Annotated in this window: 22 protein-coding genes and 1 tRNA gene; 6 read left to right on the top strand and 17 right to left on the bottom strand. The window is 47.4% G+C overall.

Annotation, left to right across the window (positions count from 1 at the left end):
- Positions 1 to 173: 173 nt before the first annotated feature.
- The 3 genes from KME11_01685 to menA form a co-directional block, all read right to left on the bottom strand.
- A complete protein-coding gene (locus KME11_01685) occupies positions 174 to 1,079 on the bottom strand; it encodes an FtsQ-type POTRA domain-containing protein (protein ID MBW4513921.1) in 906 nt (301 codons plus the stop codon).
- A 136-nt stretch (positions 1,080 to 1,215) separates the two neighbouring features.
- The gene (locus tag KME11_01690; GenBank protein ID MBW4513922.1) at positions 1,216 to 2,913 is read right to left on the bottom strand and encodes a cellulase family glycosylhydrolase; all 1,698 of its coding nucleotides are present in this window, start codon (positions 2,911 to 2,913) and stop codon (positions 1,216 to 1,218) included.
- 250 nt (positions 2,914 to 3,163) lie between these two features.
- Positions 3,164 to 4,072: a 2-carboxy-1,4-naphthoquinone phytyltransferase gene (gene menA / locus KME11_01695; protein ID MBW4513923.1), complete on the bottom strand. Its 909-nt coding sequence runs from the start codon at positions 4,070 to 4,072 to the stop codon at positions 3,164 to 3,166.
- Positions 4,073 to 4,330: 258 nt separating this feature from the next.
- Here menA and KME11_01700 point away from each other — a divergent pair, with 258 nt between their 5' ends.
- A complete protein-coding gene (locus KME11_01700) occupies positions 4,331 to 5,629 on the top strand; it encodes an isochorismate synthase (GenBank protein ID MBW4513924.1) in 1,299 nt (432 codons plus the stop codon).
- On the opposite strand, the gene KME11_01705 is transcribed toward KME11_01700, so the two are convergent.
- The 8 genes from KME11_01705 to KME11_01740 form a co-directional block, all read right to left on the bottom strand.
- Positions 5,621 to 6,544 carry a glycosyltransferase gene (locus KME11_01705; protein MBW4513925.1) on the bottom strand — a complete coding sequence of 308 codons (924 nt, stop codon included), beginning with the start codon at positions 6,542 to 6,544 and terminating at the stop codon, positions 5,621 to 5,623. The genes KME11_01700 and KME11_01705 overlap by 9 nt on opposite strands.
- Positions 6,545 to 6,548: 4 nt before the next feature.
- Entirely contained in the window at positions 6,549 to 8,075 is a 1,527-nt protein-coding gene (locus tag KME11_01710) for a glycosyltransferase family 4 protein (GenBank protein MBW4513926.1), read from the bottom strand.
- Between the two features lie 7 nt (positions 8,076 to 8,082).
- Positions 8,083 to 9,216 carry a glycosyltransferase gene (locus KME11_01715; GenBank protein ID MBW4513927.1) on the bottom strand — a complete coding sequence of 378 codons (1,134 nt, stop codon included), beginning with the start codon at positions 9,214 to 9,216 and terminating at the stop codon, positions 8,083 to 8,085.
- A 26-nt stretch (positions 9,217 to 9,242) separates the two neighbouring features.
- Positions 9,243 to 10,343: a glycosyltransferase family 2 protein gene (locus KME11_01720; GenBank protein ID MBW4513928.1), complete on the bottom strand. Its 1,101-nt coding sequence runs from the start codon at positions 10,341 to 10,343 to the stop codon at positions 9,243 to 9,245.
- A 5-nt stretch (positions 10,344 to 10,348) separates the two neighbouring features.
- Positions 10,349 to 11,323 carry a glycosyltransferase gene (locus KME11_01725; GenBank protein ID MBW4513929.1) on the bottom strand — a complete coding sequence of 325 codons (975 nt, stop codon included), beginning with the start codon at positions 11,321 to 11,323 and terminating at the stop codon, positions 10,349 to 10,351.
- Between the two features lie 62 nt (positions 11,324 to 11,385).
- Positions 11,386 to 12,396, bottom strand: coding sequence for a methyltransferase domain-containing protein (locus KME11_01730; protein MBW4513930.1), 1,011 nt, complete (start codon positions 12,394 to 12,396; stop codon positions 11,386 to 11,388).
- A 147-nt stretch (positions 12,397 to 12,543) separates the two neighbouring features.
- On the bottom strand, positions 12,544 to 13,755 hold the full coding sequence (locus KME11_01735) for a methyltransferase domain-containing protein (GenBank protein ID MBW4513931.1): 1,212 nt from the start codon (positions 13,753 to 13,755) through the stop codon (positions 12,544 to 12,546).
- 138 nt (positions 13,756 to 13,893) lie between these two features.
- A tRNA-Ala gene (locus KME11_01740) sits at positions 13,894 to 13,966 on the bottom strand.
- A 202-nt stretch (positions 13,967 to 14,168) separates the two neighbouring features.
- Between KME11_01740 and menD the strand changes: the two genes are divergently transcribed.
- On the top strand, positions 14,169 to 15,893 hold the full coding sequence (gene menD / locus KME11_01745) for a 2-succinyl-5-enolpyruvyl-6-hydroxy-3-cyclohexene-1-carboxylic-acid synthase (protein ID MBW4513932.1): 1,725 nt from the start codon (positions 14,169 to 14,171) through the stop codon (positions 15,891 to 15,893).
- 3 nt (positions 15,894 to 15,896) lie between these two features.
- Here menD and psb27 read toward each other — a convergent pair whose 3' ends face one another.
- Together psb27 and KME11_01755 are read right to left on the bottom strand one after the other, a co-directional pair.
- Positions 15,897 to 16,295 carry a photosystem II protein Psb27 gene (psb27, locus tag KME11_01750; protein ID MBW4513933.1) on the bottom strand — a complete coding sequence of 133 codons (399 nt, stop codon included), beginning with the start codon at positions 16,293 to 16,295 and terminating at the stop codon, positions 15,897 to 15,899.
- Positions 16,296 to 16,376: 81 nt separating this feature from the next.
- Positions 16,377 to 17,825: an MFS transporter gene (locus KME11_01755; GenBank protein ID MBW4513934.1), complete on the bottom strand. Its 1,449-nt coding sequence runs from the start codon at positions 17,823 to 17,825 to the stop codon at positions 16,377 to 16,379.
- 567 nt (positions 17,826 to 18,392) lie between these two features.
- Here KME11_01755 and KME11_01760 point away from each other — a divergent pair.
- The 3 genes from KME11_01760 (at position 18,393) to KME11_01770 (ending at position 20,364) form a co-directional block, all read left to right on the top strand.
- Positions 18,393 to 19,787 (top strand): GTP-binding protein, encoded by a 1,395-nt coding sequence (locus tag KME11_01760; GenBank protein ID MBW4513935.1) that lies wholly within the window; start codon positions 18,393 to 18,395, stop codon positions 19,785 to 19,787.
- Between the two features lie 162 nt (positions 19,788 to 19,949).
- Complete coding sequence (locus KME11_01765) at positions 19,950 to 20,171, top strand: hypothetical protein (GenBank protein ID MBW4513936.1); 222 nt, start codon at positions 19,950 to 19,952, stop codon at positions 20,169 to 20,171.
- Positions 20,152 to 20,364, top strand: a complete 213-nt coding sequence (locus tag KME11_01770; GenBank protein MBW4513937.1) for a hypothetical protein — start codon at positions 20,152 to 20,154, stop codon at positions 20,362 to 20,364. Before KME11_01765 ends, KME11_01770 begins: the two co-directional genes overlap by 20 nt.
- A gap of 61 nt (positions 20,365 to 20,425) precedes the next feature.
- Here KME11_01770 and KME11_01775 read toward each other — a convergent pair whose 3' ends face one another.
- A complete protein-coding gene (locus KME11_01775; GenBank protein MBW4513938.1) occupies positions 20,426 to 21,577 on the bottom strand; it encodes an AI-2E family transporter in 1,152 nt (383 codons plus the stop codon).
- 81 nt (positions 21,578 to 21,658) lie between these two features.
- On the opposite strand from KME11_01775, the gene KME11_01780 reads away from it, so the two are divergent.
- Positions 21,659 to 23,383 (top strand): ABC transporter ATP-binding protein/permease, encoded by a 1,725-nt coding sequence (locus KME11_01780; protein MBW4513939.1) that lies wholly within the window; start codon positions 21,659 to 21,661, stop codon positions 23,381 to 23,383.
- Positions 23,384 to 23,460: 77 nt separating this feature from the next.
- Here KME11_01780 and KME11_01785 read toward each other — a convergent pair whose 3' ends face one another.
- The 3 genes from KME11_01785 to KME11_01795 all read right to left on the bottom strand — a co-directional run bounded on the left by KME11_01785 (position 23,461) and on the right by KME11_01795 (position 24,951).
- Complete coding sequence (locus KME11_01785; GenBank protein ID MBW4513940.1) at positions 23,461 to 23,892, bottom strand: hypothetical protein; 432 nt, start codon at positions 23,890 to 23,892, stop codon at positions 23,461 to 23,463.
- Between the two features lie 124 nt (positions 23,893 to 24,016).
- On the bottom strand, positions 24,017 to 24,511 hold the full coding sequence (locus KME11_01790) for a DUF427 domain-containing protein (protein MBW4513941.1): 495 nt from the start codon (positions 24,509 to 24,511) through the stop codon (positions 24,017 to 24,019).
- Positions 24,508 to 24,951 (bottom strand): cyclic nucleotide-binding domain-containing protein, encoded by a 444-nt coding sequence (locus KME11_01795; GenBank protein MBW4513942.1) that lies wholly within the window; start codon positions 24,949 to 24,951, stop codon positions 24,508 to 24,510. The genes KME11_01790 and KME11_01795 overlap by 4 nt, the downstream gene beginning before the upstream one ends.
- Positions 24,952 to 24,979 lie beyond the last annotated feature (28 nt).

Here is a 24,979-nt window from a genome sequence, read left to right on the forward strand (position 1 = left end):
TAACTATAGGTTAAGTTGCTTGAAAAACCAAACTTTACCGTAGCTCTTTGAAACAGTTGCTGACCTTAAGGAAAGTTCAATTTTAGTTAATTTTCATGAAAGGAAGGAGGCGATCGCCCTTAGAGCAATTTCACTTGACTGCTCAGTTTAACCCTTGGCAATCTACTCAGACTTTACAGACCTTGGAGAGGCTCTTGCTCTAGCTCTGGAGGCGAATCTTCCTCCAAATTTACAGGCGGTGGAGGCGCAAACATTTTGACTTGGGGTGCTTTAGGCTGATTGAGGTCAATATATTCTATTTGACTAGCATCAACCTGTTCAGGCAGTTTTCGCATTTGGTCAAGCGCCTGAAGTTGCTCGGCTAGGCGCGAGTCTTTGTAAGAACCTAAGTGAACTTTTCCAAGTTCGGTGTGAAGAATTAAGTTGCCTGGTTCACGCCAGTTAATTTCTGAAATTTTGACGGGGCTTTGGCTAATCAATTTGTAAAGGCTTGCCCACTGAGAACGATACTGCTCCTGCATTCCAAATACTTTCAGGGTTGGTAAGTCGCGGGATTTATTTAAAGAAACATATTTTTCGTAAGAAAGAATGTAACCTCGATCGTCGAGCAGCGATATGGGGATGGGTTCAGCAGGAGGAGGGATTTTTTGCTGAGGATTGGGGGCGACTGCGGGAACCATGTAGACAACGGCGACAGCGTAGCGTTCTTGAATATGAACTGTAATGCCAGGTGGAAATAGACGACGGGTAATGTGGGCTTCGGCGATGGGGGCTTGAGAGTCTTCGAGTCGCTTGGCGATCGCATCTGGTTCCAGTGCCAGCAAGAACTGGGGATATTGGATGGCTAACAGCGATCGAATCGTGTCTGTTGTGAGGACTTTGTTGCCCTTAATTTCGACCTGAGCCGAATCGCGCAGAATCCAGTCGGGCAGGGTCGCTATCCATACGGCTCCAAAGGCTAGACCGCTAATAGCAAAGACTTGCCAACTCGTTTGTAAAATGCGCCAACGTCTCTGGCGACGCAGCTTTTGCCGTCGGGCAGCCAGTTCTGAACGAGAGATGGAGGAGATATCGGTCATGACCTGAGCGCCTATATTTGCCAGGGTTAAGAAGCTAGTGTAGTCGGTCTCAACTGCTGCATCCGACTCATTCTGCACCCAGAAACGATACCAATATACGCCAGGAATTCATTGATGGTTCACTCTGCCATAATCGTTAATCAATCTGCAAGGTGACTTGCTGAGGTGGATAATCAGAACCTTGCTTGGTGGCACAAAAGCCCAGATCAACGGTTTGGTCGGGGTAGAGCGATCGCCCCCACTCGAAGGGTTCCACCGTATACGCAGTACCCTGGCGATCGAACCGTCCGCCCCAGCTATTGTCAATCACCGCATCTGCCATTTGAAAGCGGAGTCGCCAATCGGGCGATCGGGCTGCTCCTTGATTTGTGACTTGCACCCGGAAGCAAAATCCAGTCTGCCAATCGGAGTCCATGTGGGTGGTATAGCGTAAGGACTCTACTGCTGCTCCTTGTGCTGCTCCTTGTGCTGCTACTCGAACTTCTGGAGGTTCTATCCGCTTTATTTCTGGGTCTTTAGCAGAAGAAGGAGGTGCCGCTGCGACTTCAGGAAAGGGGCTGGGCGTGACTCCTTGCGGGTAGCTTGAACGCGGGATCTGAGGAGAAATTTGAGAAGCAGCTTGGAGATCTGCGGATGTGTCGATTTGGGCAGTTGTTGTGCCTACGAAACCTATTTTTCCTAAGAGTTTGCTTAAATAGCGTTGTTTTCGCCCATCTACCGCTCGCCAGTCATCCTTTAAAATGCCACCCGTATTGTCGCTGTTGGGGTTCCAACTCCAATAGGCAAAGTTGAGGTTGTTCTCGCCTAAATAATCCATGAATTGCCGTTGCCAAACCCCTTCTTTCGACCAGTAGCCAATTTTGTGTCCACCGAACTCTCCTACCAAAATGGGAGCCAACTTGAGACGAGCAATGTATTGAAAGCCAATTTCCCACCTTCTGTAAAGATTGTTGGGAAAAGTGCGATCGCTGAACCAGGCTTGGGGAAACACGCCTGAGCCATATTCGTGGGGTGAATAGACTAACTTATCAAGCCTAGATAGACGGACAGGATAGTTTCGTACTCCCTCCAAATTGCCGCCCCACCAGTGAGTATCCAACACCTGACCTGGGACATTCTTTTCCACCCCTTCCACGACAATCAGCCAGTTGGGGTTAATGTCAAGAATGGCTTCTCCAGCGCGTTCTGCTGCCATCCGCCAATCGGTCGCCGTGTCACTGGTGCCCCAACTTGCGCGCCCGTGGGGTTCGTTCTTCAAATCAGCCCCAATCACATTGGCTTGGTGACGGTAGCGCTTTGCCAGCATTGTCCAAGTATTGAGCCAATCGGCTTCGGTGAAGCCATCGCCATACCATAGTTCAGGAATTTCCTTATCGTTAAGGCGATGGCTGTCGAGCAGCACCATTAGCCCGTACTGCCCTGCTTCTCCGATAATCCGATCCATGACTTCTAGAGGTGTTTTGCCCTCTAAATCCCGGTTGCTGCCTAGGGTGAAGTCAATGCCTTTGACCGCAGATTCTCGCAAAGATTGCACCGAGTAGGGTAGGCGAATCATGTTGAACCCCAGGTCTTTCATCTGAGCCAGCATCTCTTTGTAGTCCCTTGCCCAAAGACCATGGGGAACATGGGTATCGGTTTCAATGCCAAACCAATTAACGCCTCGGAGCAGAATTGGATGACCTTTAGCATCGACAATTTCAGCACCCCGAGTAGAGAGAGGCGTTTGAACAAGGGGGAGTTCTGCCACAGAGTTTTTGGAATAGAACGAGAATCCAATGATGAGGGACATCGTTAACAAACCGACCCATAGCCAACTTAGCGATCGCCTCAACATCTGGCTCCAAGTCTCCTACTTACAAATCAACACAAAAATCCAAGTGTAACCAGACGATTGACGAATCGCTTGAGCAGATGGGTTCTAATGTACGGATTTTCACCCAAACTTTATTTGAACTAATGGGTTAGCAAATTACGCTTGACGGAAGTAAGTGGGAATGGTAGGTAATTTCTTGCAAAATTAGCCTTGAAAAATTAGCCTTGCTAAAGACCAACCTTTTTAATGATCAGCTTTCTTAAGGATTAGCTTAAAACAAGAAGCCCAGACTTAACAGGATGCTGCTCCAAAAGTGGAGGGCGACGGCAATAAATTTGCTATTGCTAATGCGGGAGGGTTGGTTGTGATAGGTACGGACGTGGCGAGTCAGCTTGAGCGCAACTGGGAGGCTAGCAAAGATGAGCAGAGTCCCTAGGGGCAGAGTTCTCAGGGCAACAAAGATGACTGTGAGCGCGAAAATGCTGGCGGTTGCCAGGGTTAGCAGTTGAGAACCCTTGGCAGTGCCCAGCCGAACGATGGGCGATCGCTTCCCTGCTGCTAAATCATCCTCGACTTGGTGGAAGTGAGAGCAGAACAAAACCAGCGTAGTGCTGATGCCCAGAATAATCGAAGCGACAAGGCTGGGGTTTGACCAAGCCTTAGTTTGACTGTAGTAAGCAGCGGCAACTGCTAGGGGCCCAAAGCTAAAGAAGCAGAGAATTTCGCCCAGCCCCTGGTAGCCTAAACGAAAGGGCGGCCCTTGGTAGAGATAGCCCAGGCAGCAGCACAGGAGAATAATGCCCAGAATGGTGAAATCTTGCTGGAGGTAAGCGATCGCGCCAACTCCGCCAATTCCGAGCGCCAGCATGAGGTTGCCGATGGTTGAAATCAGCGATCGATTACCTGTGAGATTTACTAAAGAGTGGGCTTTGTGGCGATCGATTCCGGTATCAGAGTCAAACACATCATTGCTAAGGTTTTCCCACGCCAGAATTAGCACAGCAGAAACCAGAAATAGGCTAAAAATTTCCCAGTTAATGGCTTGCGTATCGGCGTAAGCGACTGCTGTTCCTAAAATAATAGGCATAATTGCCACGCTGTACATGGGTGGCTTAATCGCTGCCATCCAGAGCTTTTTTGAGATGGGCGGGTTGGAATAATCGATGGGTTTGAGGGTCATGGCAAGAATCGAAATTAGGCAACTCGTTTTCTTAGTATCCCATGGAGTAATCTACATCACGCTTCGACCCCTTAAATGTGTTAGTTGTATTCATATTGTGACCGCACACTTTAATGGATTTTTATAACCTCAATGCTATGCCAGCCCTCGGTTCCCACCCTTAGCTCCACTCAAGATTGTAAACAGTTATATCGGTTTGTTGAATTTTGCAAACAACAATCCATGATCGATCATCATCCCAAGGTTGCTAGCGTTACCTTGGGCATTCCAGTCGTTGATCCACTGCAAGTGATCCATGATCTGATGCAGCCGGATGAACTGCATTTTTACATAGAAAACCGGGAGGAGGGGATGGCGATCGCTGCCATCAACACCACTCTCATTCATCGATCTGAGGGCACTCAGCGATTCGCTAATGCCCAACAGTTTACGCAAAATTGGCTTCAGCATTTCATCACTGAGGGAGAACATTCGCCTTGGGCAGTGCCTCAGTTCTTTGGCAACTTCACGTTTTTTGATCAAGAGCCTACTTCTTGCTTTGCACCTGCCACAATTTTTTTGCCCCAATGGCAAATCGTTCGCCGTCAAGAGCAATGTGCTTTAGTCGCTAATTTTCTAGTTGATTTTCAATCCAATTCAGAACAATTAGCAATTAAAGTTTGGCAGCAGATCCAAACCGTGAATCGATTGCAGCACGATTGCCTATTTTTTACCAATGTTTTGCCGCATCCCTTAGAGCAATGGGACAGAAAGCAATGGCAAACTGAGCCGTTTCGATCGGCGGTGATCGCGGCGCTAGAATCGATCCAGAATCAGCAAATCCATAAGCTGGTTTTAGCTCATGCGGTTGATGTGCGATCGCCACTGCCTTTTCAGTGGGCGCATTCCTTGCACAACTTGCGGCAGCGCCATCCTGACTGCACAGTGTTTTCGGTAGGTAACGGTCAAGGGCAAAGTTTTATTGGTGCCAGTCCAGAGCGGATTTTAAGCATTCACAATCATCAGCTTGTCACTGATGCATTAGCAGGTTCATCCCCGCGTGGGCGATCGACAATTGAAGATGCTGATTTGGCACAGCGATTGATGAACAGTGATAAAGAGCGACGAGAGCATCAAGTTGTTGTAGATTTTATTGCGCAAAGATTAGTGCATTTAGGGTTGCAGCCTACGTTTATAAATAGTCCTACTATCTTGCCATTATCTAATATCCAACATTTGCATACGCCCATTCACGCGGCTATTCCTAATCACGTTCACCCATTTGAGATTTTGGCATCCCTACACCCAACTCCGGCGGTGGCTGGACTGCCTAGAGAAATTGCTTGTCAGCAGATTCGACAGTATGAAAACTTTGGGCGATCGCTCTATGCTGCGCCGCTGGGCTGGTTGGATGCTCAAGGAAACGCTGAGTTTATCGTGGGCATTCGATCGGCGTTGTTAGATGGGCACTGCGCTCGTCTTTATGCAGGCGCAGGCATTGTCCAAGGCTCTGACCCAGACCGGGAATTAGCAGAAATTAAGCTGAAGTTTCAAACGCTCTTGCAGGCGCTAGTTTGAAATCAGCCGCTTGAATTTTCGCCAGATCCGCCTGGCCAATCCCCCTGCCTTCAATTTCTCTAATTCATCCCGCAGGGTGCTCACTTGGACTTGCAAAGCATCTTCTTGAGATTCTAGATAAATAATACGCTGTTCTCTTTTTTGAGAGAGATAGTGAGTTTTTTCTAAGCGATCGTACTTGTCAATAAAAGATTTTTGAAGTTCTACTAAACGTTGATTGAGCCAATCTGGTTCTTGGTAAAGAGGAACTTGATTTTGAATGGCAAAAACTTCTTCAAATAAAGGGCGAATGTGACTTGATGCGCCTCCATGAGCATAAGATACAATCGTTCGAGGGTAATAGCCTAACTGAAGTGTATTATTTTGCAGCAATCGAGTGAACCATTCGTAGTCTCCAGCAATGTTATAAGACTCGTTAAATAGTCCCAACTTCTGAAACAGGGCAGCTTTAAAGAAGCTAGCAGGTTGAATGAAGCATTCTCCTAAGCAGACCATTTCTTTAAGAATTTGATCGGGTGTGGCAGGTTTATGAATAGAAGACTTACCGAAGTTGAATCTTGCTTCATGATCGCCGTAGAGGAAGTCATATTCTGGACGATCTGCTAGAAAGTGAACCACATCATGAATAACGTTAGGATCATACAAGTAATCATCGGAGTTAAGGAAGTATAAAATATTTCCAGTGGCAAGTTGAATGCCTTTATTCATGGCGGCATAGATGCCATTATCAGGTTCGCTAATAAAATAGGTAATGCGATCGCCATACTGCTCAATAATCGATTTTGTCCTATCAGTTGAATCACCATCAATCACAATATATTCAATTTGCGGATAGGTTTGAGTAACGAGACTTTGAATCGATCGCTCAATAGTTTTTTCTGAGTTTTTACAGACTGTGATGACAGAAACTTTCATAGACTTACTCTTGTTCAACAGATAATCCCAACCACCGTTTTAGTTTAAACCACGCGCTGCGGAGCTTCCAAAACTTGCTAGTTTCTATAGCGGTAAGGCGATCGCGCAATATTTGTACTTCTGCTTGCGATCGCTCTAACGATTGCCGGGCTTGCCGCCGAGATTCCTGCAATTCCTCTTCTGTAACTTTCAATGCCAGCGGATAAAACACTTTTTCAAAGCGCTTGCCCATCGCACCCGAACCCCTCTCACTGCTGTACTGCTTTGGAGCATTGTGTCTCAAGTCCTCATATAGTTCAAGGTATCGCTGTGCCTGCACCGTTAAAGCATACTGTTGTGCCATGACTTGCCGAGAGGCTTGTGCCCGGTGCTCTCGTAAATCATCAGCAAAGATGCCCTCTAAGATTGCTGCTGCCATTGCCGCAGTGTCTCCTAGCGGCACAGTCCAGCCCGTCACACCATTTTTAACCACATCTGGAATGCCGCCTACCTCAAACGCAATGACAGGCGTACCGCAACTCATGGCTTCTAGCATGGTGTTAGGAAAGTTGTCTTCGAGGGAAGGCAGGACAAACAGGTCGGCAGCGGCATAGACTTGGCGGAGTTGTAGGTCAGAGTCAATTCTGCCAAAGAAATGCAAAGGCAAGCCAAGTTCGGTGAGGTGCTCGTTGGGAGTGCCGAAACACCAAAGCTGGAATTTTTGGGCAGCAAGAAGAGCTTGAAATTGAGGATTTTGGCGGCAGAGGTGCAGAGCTTGCAGCAGTTCGACAAACCCTTTGCGATCTTCGTTACCGTTGTCTGCACCAATCAGGAGAGCGATCGCCCCTGCTTCAAGTCCTAATTCGCGTTTTGCCTCTGCCCGATTTAAGGGGAAAAAAACATCTGTTTCTAAAGAATAAGGAATTACCTCAATCCGTTGATTCTTCAACACGCGACTTTGCTTGGCGCAATTAGCTAACCACTGGCTAGGCGTAACAATCACAAGCGGTGTATCGCCCAACAAATCCAGCCGATCTTGCAACACTGCTGCGGTGAGGCTGTATGGATCAGCTTGGAGTTGAGGACACACGGCACAATTTTGTTGATATTGATTGCACCCTGCTGAGTAATGACAGCCGCCCGTGAATGCCCACATATCATGCAGCGTCCAAACCACAGGCTTGTGCATTAACAGATGATGTAGGCTGGCAGGGGATTGATAATAAGCAACCCAATGAAGATTAATAATGTCAGCAGTAACGATCGCATCGACAGGAGTTAAATCAATTCCGGGGTAGGGCAGTGAGAACGAAGTATTAGATAAAGGCGTGCGATTTTGGTTAACGTAACGCTTCTGAATGATGGAAAGGAAACTGGAATGAGGATTGGTGGAAGAATGATCAAGCTTGAGAACAGTTTTATCTGGCGATCGCCGATCCAAAACCAGCATTTGTGAGTCTTGCTGAATAGCAATTAGTCCTCGGTGCAAACGGTAAGCCGCTCGTGCCGCTCCACCCCGAATATCACTGTTGCTCACCTGAATAATTTTCATAGTTATATTACTCCTGCCTACGCAAGCGAAGCATTCGCTTAAAGCGAAACCATCCTTTGCGAATTGCCCAAAACTTGCTGGTTTCCATAGCGGCAATTTGCGATCGCGCTTGCTCTAGCTCTTGCTGAGTGTTGTCAAGACGCGATCGCAAATGTTCTATGCGGACTTTGCGATTCAGCAATTTTTCCTGGAGTTGTTCAATCTCGGCAGAGCGTGGGTCAGCCAAAGCTTTTCGTAAAAGGCGACGTTTCAGCATTGGGTCAATGCGGTTAGCTAACCTGTAGATGCGGATGTGGACTCGATTGGGCGCTTCATTGCGGTGAGCGATCGCGGCTTCGTACCAGCGTTCTAACATCACTTGATAGGCTTTGTTTGCCGTTTCAGGGGCAATGTTGCAATGCTGAAGGGCATACTTTAAAACCTGATAGCTTTCTTCGGCGTAAACGAGATATTTTAATGAGCCAGAACGAACGGAATGGGCATGGGTGCGAAAGTAGTTGAGCGGCGTGGCAACAAAGGCAATATCTGATTGCATGAGAATTTTAATCCAAGTGAGCCAATCACCACAGAGTTTTAGAGATTCTTCAGCCTTTCCGACCTGTTCATAAACATTGCGACGGATGAGGGTAGCACTAGCATTAGGAACTGTATTTTTGTAGATTAAATAGCGTTGACATTCATCTTTACCATTATTAATAAAGTCCTGTTGCCAGCGTTCTAAATCAAGAGTATCGGTATTGAGTTTCCACGATTGCAAAATGCGATCGCCTTCATCCACTCCCCACGATTGACAGTAAGCTAAACCGACGTTGGGATGGCGATCGAGAACGTCAACTAATCGCTCCAAAAAGTGTTTATCGGTATAGTCATCAGACTCGGCAATCCAGAGGTATTCGCCTTGGGCTAAGCTTGCACCTTTGTTCCACTGTTTGAAAGGAATACCGCTATTCGTTTCGTTTTTAATAACATGAGTAAAGTGAGATAGAAATGGGGCAACAACAACATCGCTATTATCAGTAGAAGTATCGTCGAGGTAAATGATTTCAAAGTCTTGGAAGGTTTGGTCAAGAATGCTTCGGACGCGCTTGGTGAGGAAGCGATCGTGATTATAGTTGGGGATGATGACGCTGACTTTAGGCACTGGTTTAAAACCGCTCGATCTGAGCTTTATCGTTGTTCTTTACTAATCCTGAAAAAGCGTTTAATGTGCAACCAACTTTTTCTAAGCTTCCAAAACTTGCTAGTTTCCATTGCCGCAGTTCTCTCCTGTGCTTCTGCCAGTTCTGCTCTGGTCTTTTGTAAATTTTGGCGCACACGCTTTAAGGTGACTTGTGCCTCTTGCAGTTGAGCTTGAGTTGAAGATGAAGTCTGATGTTCACCATGTCGCGGCGCACCAAACACGATCGTCATATCGTCATACTGTTCAATTAACTTAGAAAACTTTTTCTTAAAATGCTGTACCAATATCTCGGTGTAAGCATTAGTGGTATGAATCATCGAATTAGGGTGAACTCGGTAGGCACTTAAAATGTTAGGCACCAGCCTAGCGTCGTAGCCCGCTTGCGCTAGCTTTAGCCACAAGTCATAATCTTCCCAGCCTGACCAAGCAATCACCATGAGTTCGGTAGAATAGCCACCGACTTTTAGCAAAATGTCCTTTTTGAACATTGCCATAGCGTCAATATAGGGGCAAGTGAGCAACTCCCTCACATCCCACTCGTAAAAAGAAATTAATCCAGCGCCTTTACCTGTTTTACTATTAAAGCGATTAATGATGCCATACACTCCAGCAGATCCAGAGGTGTGAATGGCTTTATACAAAACGGATAAACAATTAGGATAAATCCAATTGTCGGCATCTAAAATGAAAACGAACGGAGCCCGAGCTAGGTGCAAGCCAGTATTACGGGCATCAGCTAAGCCTGTATTGAATGCTTTCTTGACAAGGCAGATGGGGGTTTTGAAGTTCTTAAGATAATCTTCAACTAGACTAGCTGATTCGTCAGTGGAGCAATCATCGATAATGAGCACATCAAAACCACCCGGTAACGGGTCGGTAATAGTGGCGCAAACGCTATCCAAACATTGTTTAATATAGTCAGCATAGTTGTAAAGGGTAATGATGACCGTCACACTCGGAGTGGTGCAGCCATCAAAAGCGGCATTACTGGTAACAACCCAAGGCTCTTTACCCAGGAAGGCACACAGCTTCGCCATTTCTAGCCTTGTGCCCATCATGTTGCGTTTTGCCGACTCAATACTCTCCATGAGGTCTATGCCTTTTGCAGATTTTTTTGTTCTAAATGCTGTCTCAACTCTTGTAATACTGATTTGCAGAGAATACCAGAGTTAAATTCTTGAGTAATAAATTCGTAAGCTTTGTTAACGATCGCTAATCGTTCTGATTCATGTTCTAGATAGTAGTCACATTGGGCAGCAATGTCGTCTATCTCGGTGATAATTAAATGTTTATTATTAATGAGTGGCTCAATGTAGTCGCTGGTTTCGGAAATGACAAGACAACCGTTAGCGATCGCCATCACGACTCTCAACCATTCAAAGTAAGTATTATCGTTAGCGTGAATGTTGACTAAGATTTTGCAGGAGCGCAAAAGTCGATTGCGATCGTGGTTGGCAAAAAATCCGGCAGTGTGGTGAAATTTAGGTTTTTCTAGACGGGTGATGACGATATTGCTGTTGTAACGATTGAACAGATCAGCATTTTGAGAGAGAAAGCGCTCACGTTTAGGGGAGTTGCTGCCGAGAAAAAGTAGGTCGAAGGTGCGATCGGGCAGATTTTTGGGATCGATCCCTGCTTCAAAACAGGTGGCGTAACCCAAGGGAGCATGGAGCGTGAAGATGCCGCGTTTGCGGTATTCGATAGCAGTGTGCTCGGTAATATCTAAAACGCCAAGAGAGGGTCTAGCGCGATCGCAAGCCATCTCAAACCAATGGGTGAGCGGTTGTTCGGCACTCAGGATATAGACCGATCGCACCACTTCTAAAACTTCAGTGGGGGTAAGCCGCGGTTCTAGAAACAGGTTGAAGAACTCGTGGGGAGCAATGACCAACTGCATCAATTCCGGTTTAGGCTGAAGGGATGGAATCTTATCAATCCTAATTTCTGACTGAATGCCGCTATTTCTGAAGCCTTCATCAAAAATCTCAGCAATCTCAATCATGAAATGATTGCCTAATGATGTGACAAATATTTTGACGGCTTGGATAAGAGGCTGGGAAGAAGACATTAATCTAGAGAAAAAACGGACTGGTCAAATCGTGACTTTTCAGGCATCTTTATAGGAGAAACCTAAGGTAACCTTCTCGCAATTAGAACGACCTCATAGGCTCCATTTTTGAAGACCAACTCAATATCAAATTTGATAGATAGATTTTGCTGTAAGTCGACAAAGAGTTTTAGCCACGAGGTTTGAGTAAAGACGTGATAGTGAATGCTGTAGTCAATCTCAATGAGATGGTCAATTTCACGGGCGATATCGGCTTCGTCTTGTTTTTTCCCAACATGACGTACCCAGCCTTCAAAGTGCTGGCGTTTTGACCACGCGGGACCCTCAGTATGATCGCGCCATATATGTTCTAGAGAGGTGACTTGACGATCGACATCAAAGCTAAAGCGTTTGTCGGGGATGGCGGTGTATAAAATGCCTCCTGGTTTGAGCACTCGGAGCATATTGTGAATGGCGCCAATGGTATCTTGACAATGCTCAATGAAATGGTTGGCAATGACAAAGTCTTGGGTGACATCTGCGATGGTTTCTAGTTCTTCGCCGTTGGCTAAGATGTCGGCTTCGACGAGGTCTATATCGTTGAGTTCTGGGTACTGCTGCCGTAGGTCTGCAACGGACATACGATCAACGTAGAGAACCTTGACACCTTCGGGGACAGCAAGAGGATGGTTTAAAGCCCCGATCTCAATACCTTGCCCTTTAAGATATAGTTCTGCGATGTGTTCGCGGGTCAACTCCATAATTGACTTCTGTTCTAATGGAAGCGCTTTTATGGGAGCTTCTGCAACCGCGCTGATGAGTTCGGTGGGCGTGGAAAGCAGATCAGTCGTATCAGGACGAGGCTGAGGGAGCGATCGCGTCTCGTGAAAGTTATCTTTGCCCAGCCTAAGGCTCTTTTTTAGCTCAAACCAAGCATTCCGCAATTGCCAAAACTTGCTGCTTTCCATCGCAGTGATAATCGAGGTGGCATAGTTATGTTCTTTTTGGACTTGCTGAAGCTTTCGTTTGAGTCGTTTAAGTTGGTTCTGGAGTTGCTGAACTTCTGGTTGTTCTGCGTCAATTTTTGTTTGCATCTACTTTACCTCATACAGACTAAACGCCCCTTGCCTCAAGCGCAGAAGGAATTCCGCAATGTGCAATACAAAGATTACCATTGAAATGTCCTAAACCCACCCACGATCATTGAAGGAATTGCTGACAATGAATGATGAAAGACAGCATTATTCTGGGGTAGACAGTCGCAAAAATCGTTTGAGCTTGAACCAGCCTTTTCTGAACTTCCAGAATTTACTGGTCTGCATTGCATTAATCTCGTTTTGCGCGTTGTCTCGTGCTACTCGGATTTCTTGTCGCTTTGCTCTGATTCGAGTCAGCCGATGATTAAGAACTTCTATATTGGTTTGAAGCTCCCAAATCTGATTCTTTGTATTTTCTAAGTCTGATTGAGTTTCACCAAGCTGCTCTTTGATTTGGTATCGCTCTACTTGAGTTTGGTGCAGCTTAGCATTGGCTTCGTAGAGTTCTACCTGTGTTTGATGAAGTTGTGTCGTCGCTTCGTAGAGTTCTACCTGTGTTTGATGAAGTTGTGTCGTCGCTTCGTAGAGTTCTACCTGTGTTTGATGAAGTTGTGCAGTCGCTTCGTAGGATTGGGTCTGGGCTTCATGAAGCTCTAATTGAGTTTGATGAAAATGAGTTCTAGAGTCATGAAGTTCTGTCTGAGCTTGGTGAAGTTGAGAAGCAAGGGTCACAACCTGTTGTTGTTCTCGAACCAATTTTTGAGCTGATACTGCATGGCTTATAAGGTAGCTGTCTTGCATGGCGATCGCCAGCACATCTTCTAAGCTATTTTCCTGAGTCTTTTGTAACTCCCAGATAGATATATTTTTGACATACCAGTCTAAAGTACTGACTAGACGAGCCTGGACTGATGCTTCATGAAGCAGCTTAAATCCTCGACTGACTAAGCAAGAGAACCAATGCGCTTCAGGCTTCTCGTTAATGTGTCCTGTACCACCTTGCCCTGGGGTTGCACCACTAAAAACAAGATAGCGATGGGTATGCCGGGCAATGTTATTGAACACAGTCTCCTCACAAGCCTCAGGAATATGTTCTACGACTTCAGTACACATCACAACGTCGTAGGTTTTTTCAAGATCAAAGGGTTGACTGAGATCCTGTTGAATTTGGTAGCCTGGGGCTTTAAATGATGTGCCTAGATCTTCTCCTTCTACTCCCCAAGCCTCAACTCTTTTTTCTCTAAGCCACTTAACGAAATAACCTTGACCACAGCCTAAATCTAGAACGGTTGTTGGTTGACAAATATCTAAGACTGATTGAATGAAGCCCTCATCGAATGCCGACTGATCAGGTAAACGATCAGCATACATTTCTTTCTTCCAAGGACCGCTCAAGTTGTCTGAAGCTAAATCCATACGGTGTTGTCCTATCTATAATAAAGGCTTAGGCTATGTCTCAAGACATTGTAAGTTGAATTAGCCCTTTGGCATAGCTCTCTATGGCTTGCTTCAAATCTAGACTACAGGTTCAACGCGATCGCCACTTCTAAGATATGGAGCTAAGGAGACTCGAACTCCTAACCCCCTCCATGCCATGGAGGTGCGCTACCAATTGCGCTATAGCCCCTTAAAACTGAATCTAAGCTTACACTAGCCTTGGCATTATTTCAATCTATTGGCGTTGAGTGGCAGTGGGGCGATCGCCTCTAAGCACTGCCAAGCCTGCATTTAAGATTAATCAACCTAGAATGGTTAAGATGCCTCTTTTGTGATGAACAAAGAGCTTGTAGGATCGAATCTGTGATGTATGTCGTGATTTAGGCTAAGGCGTGACGTTAATCGACTTCAGTAATACTAATACAATCTGGGCATCGATTTTGGTCGAAACGCTCTCTTGCTTGGGACTAGAGACTGTAGTAATTTCTCCGGGGTCACGGTCTGCACCTTTAACAATAGCGTTTGCTCGGCATTCCTCAATTGAAGCAATTCCTATTCTTGATGAGCGATCGGCGGCGTTCTTTGCGTTGGGTGTGGCACGTCGCACAGGCAACGCAGTGGCGTTAGTTTGTACATCAGGGACGGCGGGGGCAAACTTTTATGCGGCAATGATTGAGGCGCGGGAAAGTCGGGTTCCTTTGCTGGTGCTGACCAGCGATCGCCCACCGGAGTTACGAGAGTGTAATGCAGGTCAAACCGTTGATCAGCAAAAGCTATTTGGCGATTTTCCGAACTGGTATAGCGAAATCGCAGTGCCAGGATTAGACCTAAAGCTATTGCAGTACTTGCGGCAAACTTTGATTCAGGCTTGGGAACGGACGCTTTATCCGGTGCCCGGAGTCGTGCATCTTAATTTGCCCTTTCGTGATCCGTTGGCTCCGGTTGCTAAAGCAGACGCAGCAGAATTTGGGCGGGGGTTTCCTGAAGACTTTTTTGACTGGATTCCACGAGATCTTCTACAAACTCTTGCGGTCAGCGATCGCCATTCTCCTGTAAATTTTCTGCCGCCGGGTCGGACGATTCTGGTGGCTGGAGTGGCGCAACCCGCAGATCCACAAGCGTATTGTGAGGCGATCGCCCACATCTCTAAAACGCTTCAGATTCCGGTACTAGCAGAAGGTCTATCACCGTTACGAAATTACGCCGACCTCAACCCCTCTCTCATCTCCACCTATGACTGGATAGTACGAGATGTAGAACTCGCCAAAAAACTTGCGCCTGATTTTGTAGTTCGGGTGGGCGAGATGCCGACTAGTAAAACCTTGCGGCACTGGCTAGAGCAGGTTCAGCCGTTGCAGTGGGTGGTTGATGAGGGCGATCGCAACCTTGATCCGCTGCATGGTAAAACGCTTCATTTACGGCGATCGCTCCCATCCTTTGCAGCAAACCTCCCGGCTCAACCTTCGGCAGACTTGGCTTATTTGGAAGCATGGTGTGGGGCTGAGGAACGAGTGAGGCGATCGCTTGACGAAAGCCTTAGCCAAGCGTCTGAAGAAAAATTTGAAGGGAAGGCGGTATGGCTTTTATCCCAGCATTTGCCCACAGGCACGCCTTTAATCATTGCCAATAGCACAGCCGTGCGCTATCTGGAATGGTTCTGGAAACCGGGAAATCGAGCCATCCGTCCGTTCTGTAACCGGGGTGCAAACGGCATTGATGGCACTCTGTCAACGGCGTTGGGCGTGGCGCATCGGCAGCAAAGCAGCGTGTTGTTGACCGGAGATTTGGCGCTACTGCATGACACTAATGGGTTTTTAATTCGCAATTATTTTGTCGGGCATCTGACCATTGTGTTGATTAACAACAATGGCGGCGGCATCTTTGAGCATTTACCAATCGCCCAATTCAACCCACCGTTTGAAGAATTTTTTGCCACACCCCAACACATCAATTTTGCGCTGCTTTGCCAGACTTATAATGCAAAACACGAGCTAATCCGCTCTTGGGATCAACTCGTGCAGCGGTTAAATCCTCTGCCAGCAGAGGGAATTAGGGTGTTGGAAGTGGAGTGCGATCGCCAGTTCAGCACTCAATTTAGCGCTCGGTGGCAGCCCTAACCTTTAGCCTTCTTCTCTCTTCAATGCTGACTCTACTTGCTTAAACTCCTGGTCTAGACGGTCTTTCAGCTTTTGGGGCACCGGACGATTGGGGTAAGAGCTATAGTGCCCCGCCAAAGAATTGAGCGCAGTCCGCATTGTGGTGAACGAGCTGAGCTTAGCCAAGCCGCCATCCCGACGATAGCGTGCCGAAAACTCATTGATTTTTTGACGGGCTGCGGCTTGAGCATCCATTCTTTCAGGTGCTTCTTTGGGTAAGGCAACGGCAGACTTGAGCGTTTCAATTAAATCCAACGTATCTTGGCGATAGTTGCCACCCGCGATCGCAGGTGTTGCCAAACTCATCAGCCCGATTACACAAACCAGAACCAATGCAACCAAACGCGGTAGAACTCTTCTCATAAAACCTCAGGTGTGGAGCGCGAAGTTATCCTTCATGCAAGGCGGGGATCATAAGTCATCATATCTTGATTAGGGGACTCTCTACTCCTTTGCCTGGAGTTTACGTTCTTGCAATTTCAACAAAATTTCAGCGTGGACTTCGCGAGTGATGGGATAAAAGTATGCCAACACCAAGCCCAAGACTAGGGCGACCGTTGGGATCGGTCCGATCGCTAACCGAATGGCTAAAAGCGCTGAGGCAGGCTGAATGGGTGTAGGTTCTCCAGCCGCACTTTCAATGAATCCAGCGGTGTTGAGAGCCTGCCCAACTAAAAACAGCCCGATCGCTAAACCAATTTTTTGCAGCAGCACCATAAAACCGTAAAAAACTCCTTCGCGGCGCAGTCCAGTATTCAGTTCGTCTAGCTCAATCACATCCGGCATCATTGACCAAGGAATCAGGTAAGCCGTTGAAACGCCCACCCCTGCCATGATTGCCAACGGAAAGATCAAACCCGACTGATTAGGCTGCAAGAAAAACAAGCCAGCCTGAGCAATAATCCAAATCACCATGCCCATAAAATAGACCGCTTTCTTGCCTACCCTAGCGCTCACAGCACTCCACACAAACAGCATCACCAACGCCGTGCCCTGAACTGCCAACGCCACCGCTGTGAAAATTGACGACGGCTGCCCCAGCCAATTAACCACAAAATAGGGCAGAATTGCCGCCGTGATCTGAACGCCGAGCCAGGAGCAAAGGTAAATGCCAATCACAAACAAAAACGGACGATTACTAAACACAATCTGCATTTGTTGCAGATAGGGCAAGGGCGCGGGTTCTGCGACGCTGGAGGTAAGGTGATGTTGTGCTACTTCAATAGAACGGGCACGGGTGCCAAACACGCACCAATAAAGTGGAATTGTGGAAAGCACCGCACAAATCCCACCCAAGATTAAATAACGCTGTGCTGCATCAGCCACGTTCGCAAAAATTACCTGCGCCAATATCAACGACAGAATGCTACCGCCAATGGAAAAGGTGAAGCGAAAACTATTGAGGCTGGTACGCTCGTTGTAATCCTGGGTTAGCTCTGGCGTAAGCGCCGTGTAAGGTAAGTTGACAATGGTATAAAAAGTATTAAATACCACAGCAACCGCAATGTAATACCAAAATAAACTCGTTTGATTGGTCGCTGGGTCGCTGCTAAACTTAGGCACAATCCACTGCAAGAAGAACGTGATGCCAAAGGGAATGGCTCCCCACAGCATCCAGGGATACCGCCGCCCCCACTTGCCCGACCGGGTGCGATCGCTCCACATACCTACAATTGGGTCATTCACAGCATCCCAAATTTTGCTAATCAGTAACAGGCTACCCGCCAACGCAGCATTCATTCCCGCGACGCTGGTGAAGAAGTACAGTAAAAAAAATGCCAAAATGTTGGCGGTAATCGCCGGGCCCAAGTCTCCAGCACCGTATGCCATTTTGGTCTGGAAGGACATGGGTTTGAGCGGGGTCGGGAGGGTCGGAGTCGATGGAGAATCCATAGGAAGTTGCGATCGCTAAAGAGGATCTATATCTTGCCTCTATCGCGGAGGGTTGAATCATCCCCGTAAGAAATCTCTACCAGAACCTGCTTACAGGTATTGCTGAATCAGTAGTATAAATCTATTCAAAGTAAATCTATTCAAAGTCCCTTTCCTTCAGGAGAGGGGGTGGGAGAGTTCTATCTCGCTGCGTTGTCGACTCAACCTAACCCCGTTCCCCTTCCCTGCGAGGTCAGGAGAATGGGACTTTCATCCTACAATATAAATTTATGACGGTGGATGTACGGTAAATACGGATTAACTTGAGTTCCTAAAATACGTCAATTAACCCAATTAATTATGAAAAACAAGATACAAAATGAAGTGTAAAAAGACTAAAAAAGTTGGGCTTTGCTTACACATTGCCCAACTCAATTATCTACGCATGGATAACTGATGAATCATTTTACTGATGTATAACATCCATAAAATGTTACAAAAGGCACATCCTGAATTAAGAGTACCCAGTCTTAACAAAAATCAAGAATTAACGCGAAAATGGAACCATAATCCACGCGCCATAACCCAATGGATAACCCTTCGACAGGACTATTGAAAGCCAGCTTACAAGATTTTCAATTCAACCAAGCTCGCAGCAGTCTCAAACAGACTCTGAATCGTTACTCCCAGTTACCTCCGCGCAAACGCAACGCCGATGTTGCAGTCCGAGCCGCCCTCAAACGTGGCTTGGATGGATTGACCACGACACTAGATAAACTCAACAATTGCTTGATTCGGATTGCGGTATTTGGGTTGGTGAGCCGGGGTAAGTCTGCTGTGGTTAATGCACTGTTGGGGCAGAAGGTGCTGCAAACGGGCCCTATTAACGGCGTGACGCAGTATCCTCGATCGGTATATTGGGCGTGCTGCTCCGCAGATACCGCAAGGGTCGCCAACGGTCAACTGCGCGTCGAGCTAATTGATACACCTGGACTAGACGAGGTAGACGGTGATGTGCGGGCAACGATGGCGCGAGATGTGGCAGATCAGGCAGATTTAATTTTGTTTGTGGTGGCAGGAGATATTACCCGCACCGAGTATCGGGCTTTAGCAGAGTTGCAGGCGACCGATAAACCATTGATTTTAGTATTTAACAAAACAGATCTTTATCCTGAGCAGGATCGGCAAACCCTTTATCGTAAGCTGGAAACCTTGTTTGCCCGCAACGAAGGCAAGCGTCCGGTTTTGTCGCCCGATGACATTGTACGAGTAGCGGCTGAGCCTGCGCCGCTAGAGGTGCGCGTGGAATGGGCAGATGGGCGGGTAACGCATGAATGGGAAACCCCAGCGGCTCAGGTGAATGAGCTAAAAGAGAAACTGTTGACGATTTTGAACCGAGAGGGCAAATCACTGCTGGCGCTGAATGCATTGCGGCAAGCTCGGCAGGCTGAAACGACGATCGCCCATAACATGCTTAAGCTTTACCACAACGAAGCCGAAGACTTGATTTGGAAGTTTGCGCAGTGGAAAGCGATCGCCATTGCTGCCAACCCGATCGCTGTCTTTGATGTGATGGGCGGAGCCGTCACCGACTTGATCATGATTCGATCGCTAGCCAAGCTGTATGGGTTGCCCATGACTCGGTATGAGGCGGGTAAGCTGCTGAAGTCGATTTTGTGGAGCTCAGGTAGTTTGATTGTGGGTGAGGTGGGCAGTAGCGTGCTGTTGGGAGTGGGAAAGAGTATGGCGGCGATCGCGACTGCATTTGAAAGCGGGTCGGGGTTTGCAGCGTATTCTAGTGCGGCGATCGCGCAGGCAAGTTTGGCGGGATATGGTTCTTACCGCGTTGGTAAGGCGGCTCAAATCTATTTAGAAAAAGGCTGCACTTGGGGAGAGCAAGGAGCGAATACGCTAATTCAAGAGATTCTTCAGCAGGTTGATAAAGATACCGTGATTCATCGATTGCGCCGAGAGTTAAGCTAGAAAAGTTTAGATTCATTTAGAGGATTTTTAAAGAGCTTCTGACTCGTGAGAGTAGTAGGCTGACCAGAGAGCGCTTGATATGCAGCTTGAGGAGATCACTGCACCTTTGCTCTCAGGACTAACCAGAGTGCCATATTCATTCTTTAAAGAAGGAAGAGACGAATGACGACAGAAGAATCACCCCGACTAGACCGACTTGAAGCACTGGCAGAAGCATTACTTCAAGTCGCCCAACAGCAGCAGACTCGGGGCATTAGACATGAGAGTGACATAGATGCCTTGAAACAATCTACAGAGACATTACTTCGAGTCGCCCATCAACAGCAAACTCAGGGCATCAGGCATGAGGGCGAGATAGGGGATCTTGAAACAATCTACGGCTAATTTACGAGCCTCTACGGCTGATTTACGAGCGTCTACGGCTGACATGGTTAGCATGATTGGGACTCTAGCCAATCAACAATCTGAGATTGTGGAGGAGATTAGAGGAATTTTGTCAGAGGTTAGAGGACTTCGACTCGAATCTCATAGAATTTTGGATTACCTCTTTAATCAACAAGGTGGAGAAGCGACCTAACGTGTTTAACCCGGCTTCATTGAGGTCGAACCTCAATGAAGGAACACCCTAATTTAGGCTTTTAAGGCAGTTTTTCCGATCGCTTCTCTTCGTCAGAAGGATTGGATTGCTGATAACCTGGAGAATCTGTCGCAAACTCTGAAATCATCTGTTCTTCAGAATATTCTGGCGTTCGTTGTAACTCTGGTTGTTTCCATTGATCCAAAATATCTTTAATTAAGGCTTCCTGAATCCAAGTTTTGGCGACGACGGTGAGGGGAAGCGCTAAGAGCAGTCCTAGAAATCCAAAGAAGCTGGCGAAAAAGAGTTGCGCAATGAGGGTAAGGGCTGGTAGTAGGGAAACTTGCTTTGCCATCACGGTTGGCGTGATCCAGTAAGATTCAACCTGCTGAATGACTAGATAAAGGATAAGGACGGCGATCGCTTTCCAGGGTGCATCTAAGAAAGCCACCGTTAATGGAAAGACTAAACTAAGCGTAGGGCCAATATTGGGAATAAAGTTCAGCAGCCCTGCCAATAGAGCTTGGGCTAACACTAGATCAACCTGCAAAACCGATAGCCCGATCGCACTAAAGATTGCGACTGCTGTGGAACTTAACAAGGCTCCTCCCAACCAATTATCTAACGCGATTTCACATTTGGTCAGAATAAAATCGGCTCGTTGCCGATAAAAGGAAGGAAATAAAACAATGAACGCTTTTCGGTATGATGGCGGATCAGCCAAGAGCATAATGGTGAGAATGAAAACCAGTAAACCTTGTACAACTACGGTTAAAGAGTTGGAGAAAAAGGCGAAAAAGTTGCGAATAATATTTTGAAGAATTGGCTGGAGATCTTGAGTGAGCCTTGCTGTGGTGGGCAATTCGATCGCGGCTAGCCAGGATGGTAGCAGTTGGAGTTGGCGATCGCCCCACCTCACAGCTTGGTCAAAGCCTGTGGGGAGTAGCTCAAGAAGCTGTAAGAACTGACTAATGAAGGGCGGCACAATTAGAGCGACAAATAAAATGCCAGCCAGTACAGAAATCCCTAATGTCAACATTACAGCCCGACCACGCTTCATTCCTGAGCGGCGTAATCGCTGAACCAGGGCATTAAGCGCAGTTGCCAAAACCACGGCGGCAAATAGCAGCAGCAGCATCTGACGAACTTGCCACAAGATAATCAGAGCGAGGATAAGGCTGAGGAAGCCGAGCCATTGACCGAGTTTCATGATTATCGAGGGAAATGGGCTTACCTATAATACCGAACCTTGGCGATCGGGTGGTAATGGGAGCGAGCATTGTAAAATACGAGGGTGAAAAATCGTTCTAGCTATTGGCTGTTAATTCCGTACCTGCGTCCCCATTGGCGCACGATCGCTCAAGCATTTGTCTGTACCTTAGTATTTTCGGTCTGCTGGCCGCTGTTGGCGCAGGTCGGCGGGCAGATTCTAGACTTTTTAGTGAAGGGCAATGTCTCAGCGCTGGTAAAATCGGCGGGCGTTGTGGTCGGGATTTTTGTGGTGCAAAAAATCGCCCAATACGGTCAGGATTCGCAGATGGCGAAAGCGGCACTGGCGATCGCCCTAGATCTACGGAAGCACGTCTATGCTCATCTGCAAACCTTAAGCCTCAGCTACTTTGAAACGGCACAAACCGGAGACTTGTCCTACCGACTAACCGAAGATATTGACCGGATTGGCGAAGTCATCAACAAAGTTTTTCACGACTTTTTGCCCTGCGTGTTGCAACTTGTGCTGGTCTTTGGGTACATGATTTATCTCAACTGGCAATTAACGTTGGCAAGTTTGATTGTTGCGCCACTTATGGGTTTGCTAATTAGCTGGTTTGGCGAACGAATGCTAGTTTTTGCGCGCCGTAGTCAAAACTTAGTGTCGGATCTGTCGTCGCTGCTCACCGAAGTGTTTACGGGCATTCGATTGGTGCGTGCGTTTGCGGCAGAAGATTATGAGGTAGAACGGTTTAGCCAAGCGGCAGAACGCAATCGGCGAGCGAAGTATGAGGCAGCTTGGTTGAAGGCGGTGCAGTATCCAGTGGTCGGGTTTTTAGAAGTTTTGAGCGTGTTGTTGTTATTGCTGCTGGGTGGCTGGCAAATTTCGACGGGCAATTTGACGGGCAAAGAGTTTGGCATTTATGTCCTTGCCGCCGCCATGCTGATTGATCCTATTAACCACTTAACTGAAGACTACAACGAGTTTAAGCAAGGGCAAGCCTCGGCAGACCGAATTTTTGAACTGTTGACAATTCCTCGCTCTGTGCTAGAATCACCCACTGCTCAACCGTTGCCCCCTGTCACAGGCAAAGTAGAATATCGGGATATTTACTTTTATTACAATGCTGACCAGCCCGTGTTGCAAAAGCTGAGTTTATTAGCATTTCCTGGAGAGGCGATCGCCCTGGTTGGGTCTTCTGGCTCTGGCAAAACCACTCTCGCTAACCTCCTGCCCCGCTTCTACGATCCGCAAGCCGGACAGGTGTTGATTGATGGTATTGACATTCGTACGGTAACGTTGCCTAGCCTGCGTCGGCAAATTGGGATTGTGCCCCAAGAAACCATTTTGTTTTCTGGCACGATCGCCCAAAACATTGCCTTCGGGCAACAGCACTTTGATATCACTGCCGTCCAAGCTGCCGCCAAGGTGGCAAATGCTCACTCGTTTATCAGCCAATTCCCCAACGGCTACCAATCTTGGGTGGGCGAACGGGGCGTAAACTTGTCGGGCGGACAAAAACAAAGACTGGCGATCGCCCGTGCCATTCTGCTCAACCCGCGCATCCTAATTTTAGATGAAGCCACCTCTGCCCTCGACTCTGAATCGGAAGCGCTGGTGCAAGAGGCGCTAGAACGATTGATGAAAAATCGGACAGTGTTTATTATTGCCCATCGATTAGCAACCGTGCGCCGCGCCGATCGCATCTTGGTAATTGAACAGGGGCAGGTGGTGGAATCGGGAACCCATGAAGAGCTATTGGAAAAGGGCGATCGGTATGCCCGGTTTTATGCACAGCAGTTTCAGTAGGGGGCTGAAAAGTTAATGTATCTCACTGGGGCTTTTTTTCATGCAACTCTCTAACTTTCATTTAGCAATGCTGTTCTTCACGATTCTGGTTCGCTGTTGAAAAGTTCTAGAATTTGCCGACAAACGCCCTTTAAGGTTTCTTTGACCTCATCGACAGGCTGCTTCTCGCCCACAAACCGCCACTGTTCCACAGTTGAAACTCGCCATTGCTCACCCAAGTGGGTAAACCCTACCATCTCCAGCCCGATCGCCCTGCGAGAATGAGTCAGGGAATCTTGGTAAAAGCGAATTTGTACCAAAATGCTGCGGCTCTGAAGTCGACGACTCCAGCCAGGTAGGTGGAACCCAATATCAATCGAATCTGGATCAACCCATTCCCGTGTCCCGGCATCATTTGCCCAGGGCTTCAGGTCGGCATAGGCATCAGGAAATTGGACTTTAAATAGGTTCACCACGGCAGCAATTTTTGTGGCGACCTCAACTCCTAACGCTTGTTCTGCTGCATTCACGCCGATCGCTCCGATAACTTATGAACTATGGTGCCACAGAGCGCCAGGTCAGGCGTACAAAGAGATACCGTTTCGGATGCTTGTCCTATTTTTCACCAATATTCTCACCCGCTATTTCTCAGTTTTACCATCCCCATGTGCCTGGAGCGCCCTTAAAAGGCCCAATAATTTCCTTTGTAATCCAGCCGCCGTAGAAATCTCCTGGCTGAGAGGTGACTAATTCGTCGTTAATGTAACAAGCTTGCATTCGGCTGGGATAAAAGGCAACGTAATCTTTAAGAGCTAAAAAATCAGGAGTTGGGTCGGCGTAAAACCAGGCGGCATTATCTGCAACTTGCTCGCCAATGGCGATCGCATAATAGCCTGCCATTCCTTTCCATTCACAAAAGCTGGAGCGAGGCGTTTGCCGCAAATACTCCATGCAAATATCTTCTGGAGGAATGTAATAAACCGGAGGATGGCTGGTTTCTAAAACGCGCTTAGCTCGGTGGGTATCGGCAAGCATTACCTCATTAAATAAGATTTGGATGTGCTTAGGAGAATCCTCCAGCCGGGGCGGGCGGGGATAGTCCCAAACCGATTCTTGACCAGGGGCGGGAACGGGGCGATCGAAACTCATGGTCTTCCTTTTCCAATTTGATCTAACTTTTCATTTAAGTCGCGCGTGCGGCGAGAAAGCATCCGAATAATATTAATTGCTAAACCCGATGTTTCTTCGATCGCCTCATAAAGCTGCTGCTGGGTGAGCGTTAGGCATTCGCAGGTTTCTAAAGTCGTAATAGACGCAGAGCGGGGTTCGGCATCAAACACCGACATTTCGCCAAAGCATTTTCCTTGTCCTAGCTTTGCCAATTCCCGATCGCCACTGTGCACCTTGACGCAGCCTGACACCAAAATAAACAGCGATCGCCCTTCTTCGCCCTGCGTGACAATCGTGTGCCCTGGGGGAAATGACAGTTCTTGCATTGCCGATGCTAAACGTACCAGGAAGTCATCTCGCAACTCTTGGAAAATGCCGACTTGTCGCACAAACAACAGGCGATCGAAACTACTGAGCATAAGGGCAAGCAGACTAAGATTGACACGA

This window comes from Timaviella obliquedivisa GSE-PSE-MK23-08B (assembly GCA_019358855.1).
Taxonomy (GTDB): Bacteria; Cyanobacteriota; Cyanobacteriia; order Elainellales; family Elainellaceae; genus Timaviella; species Timaviella obliquedivisa.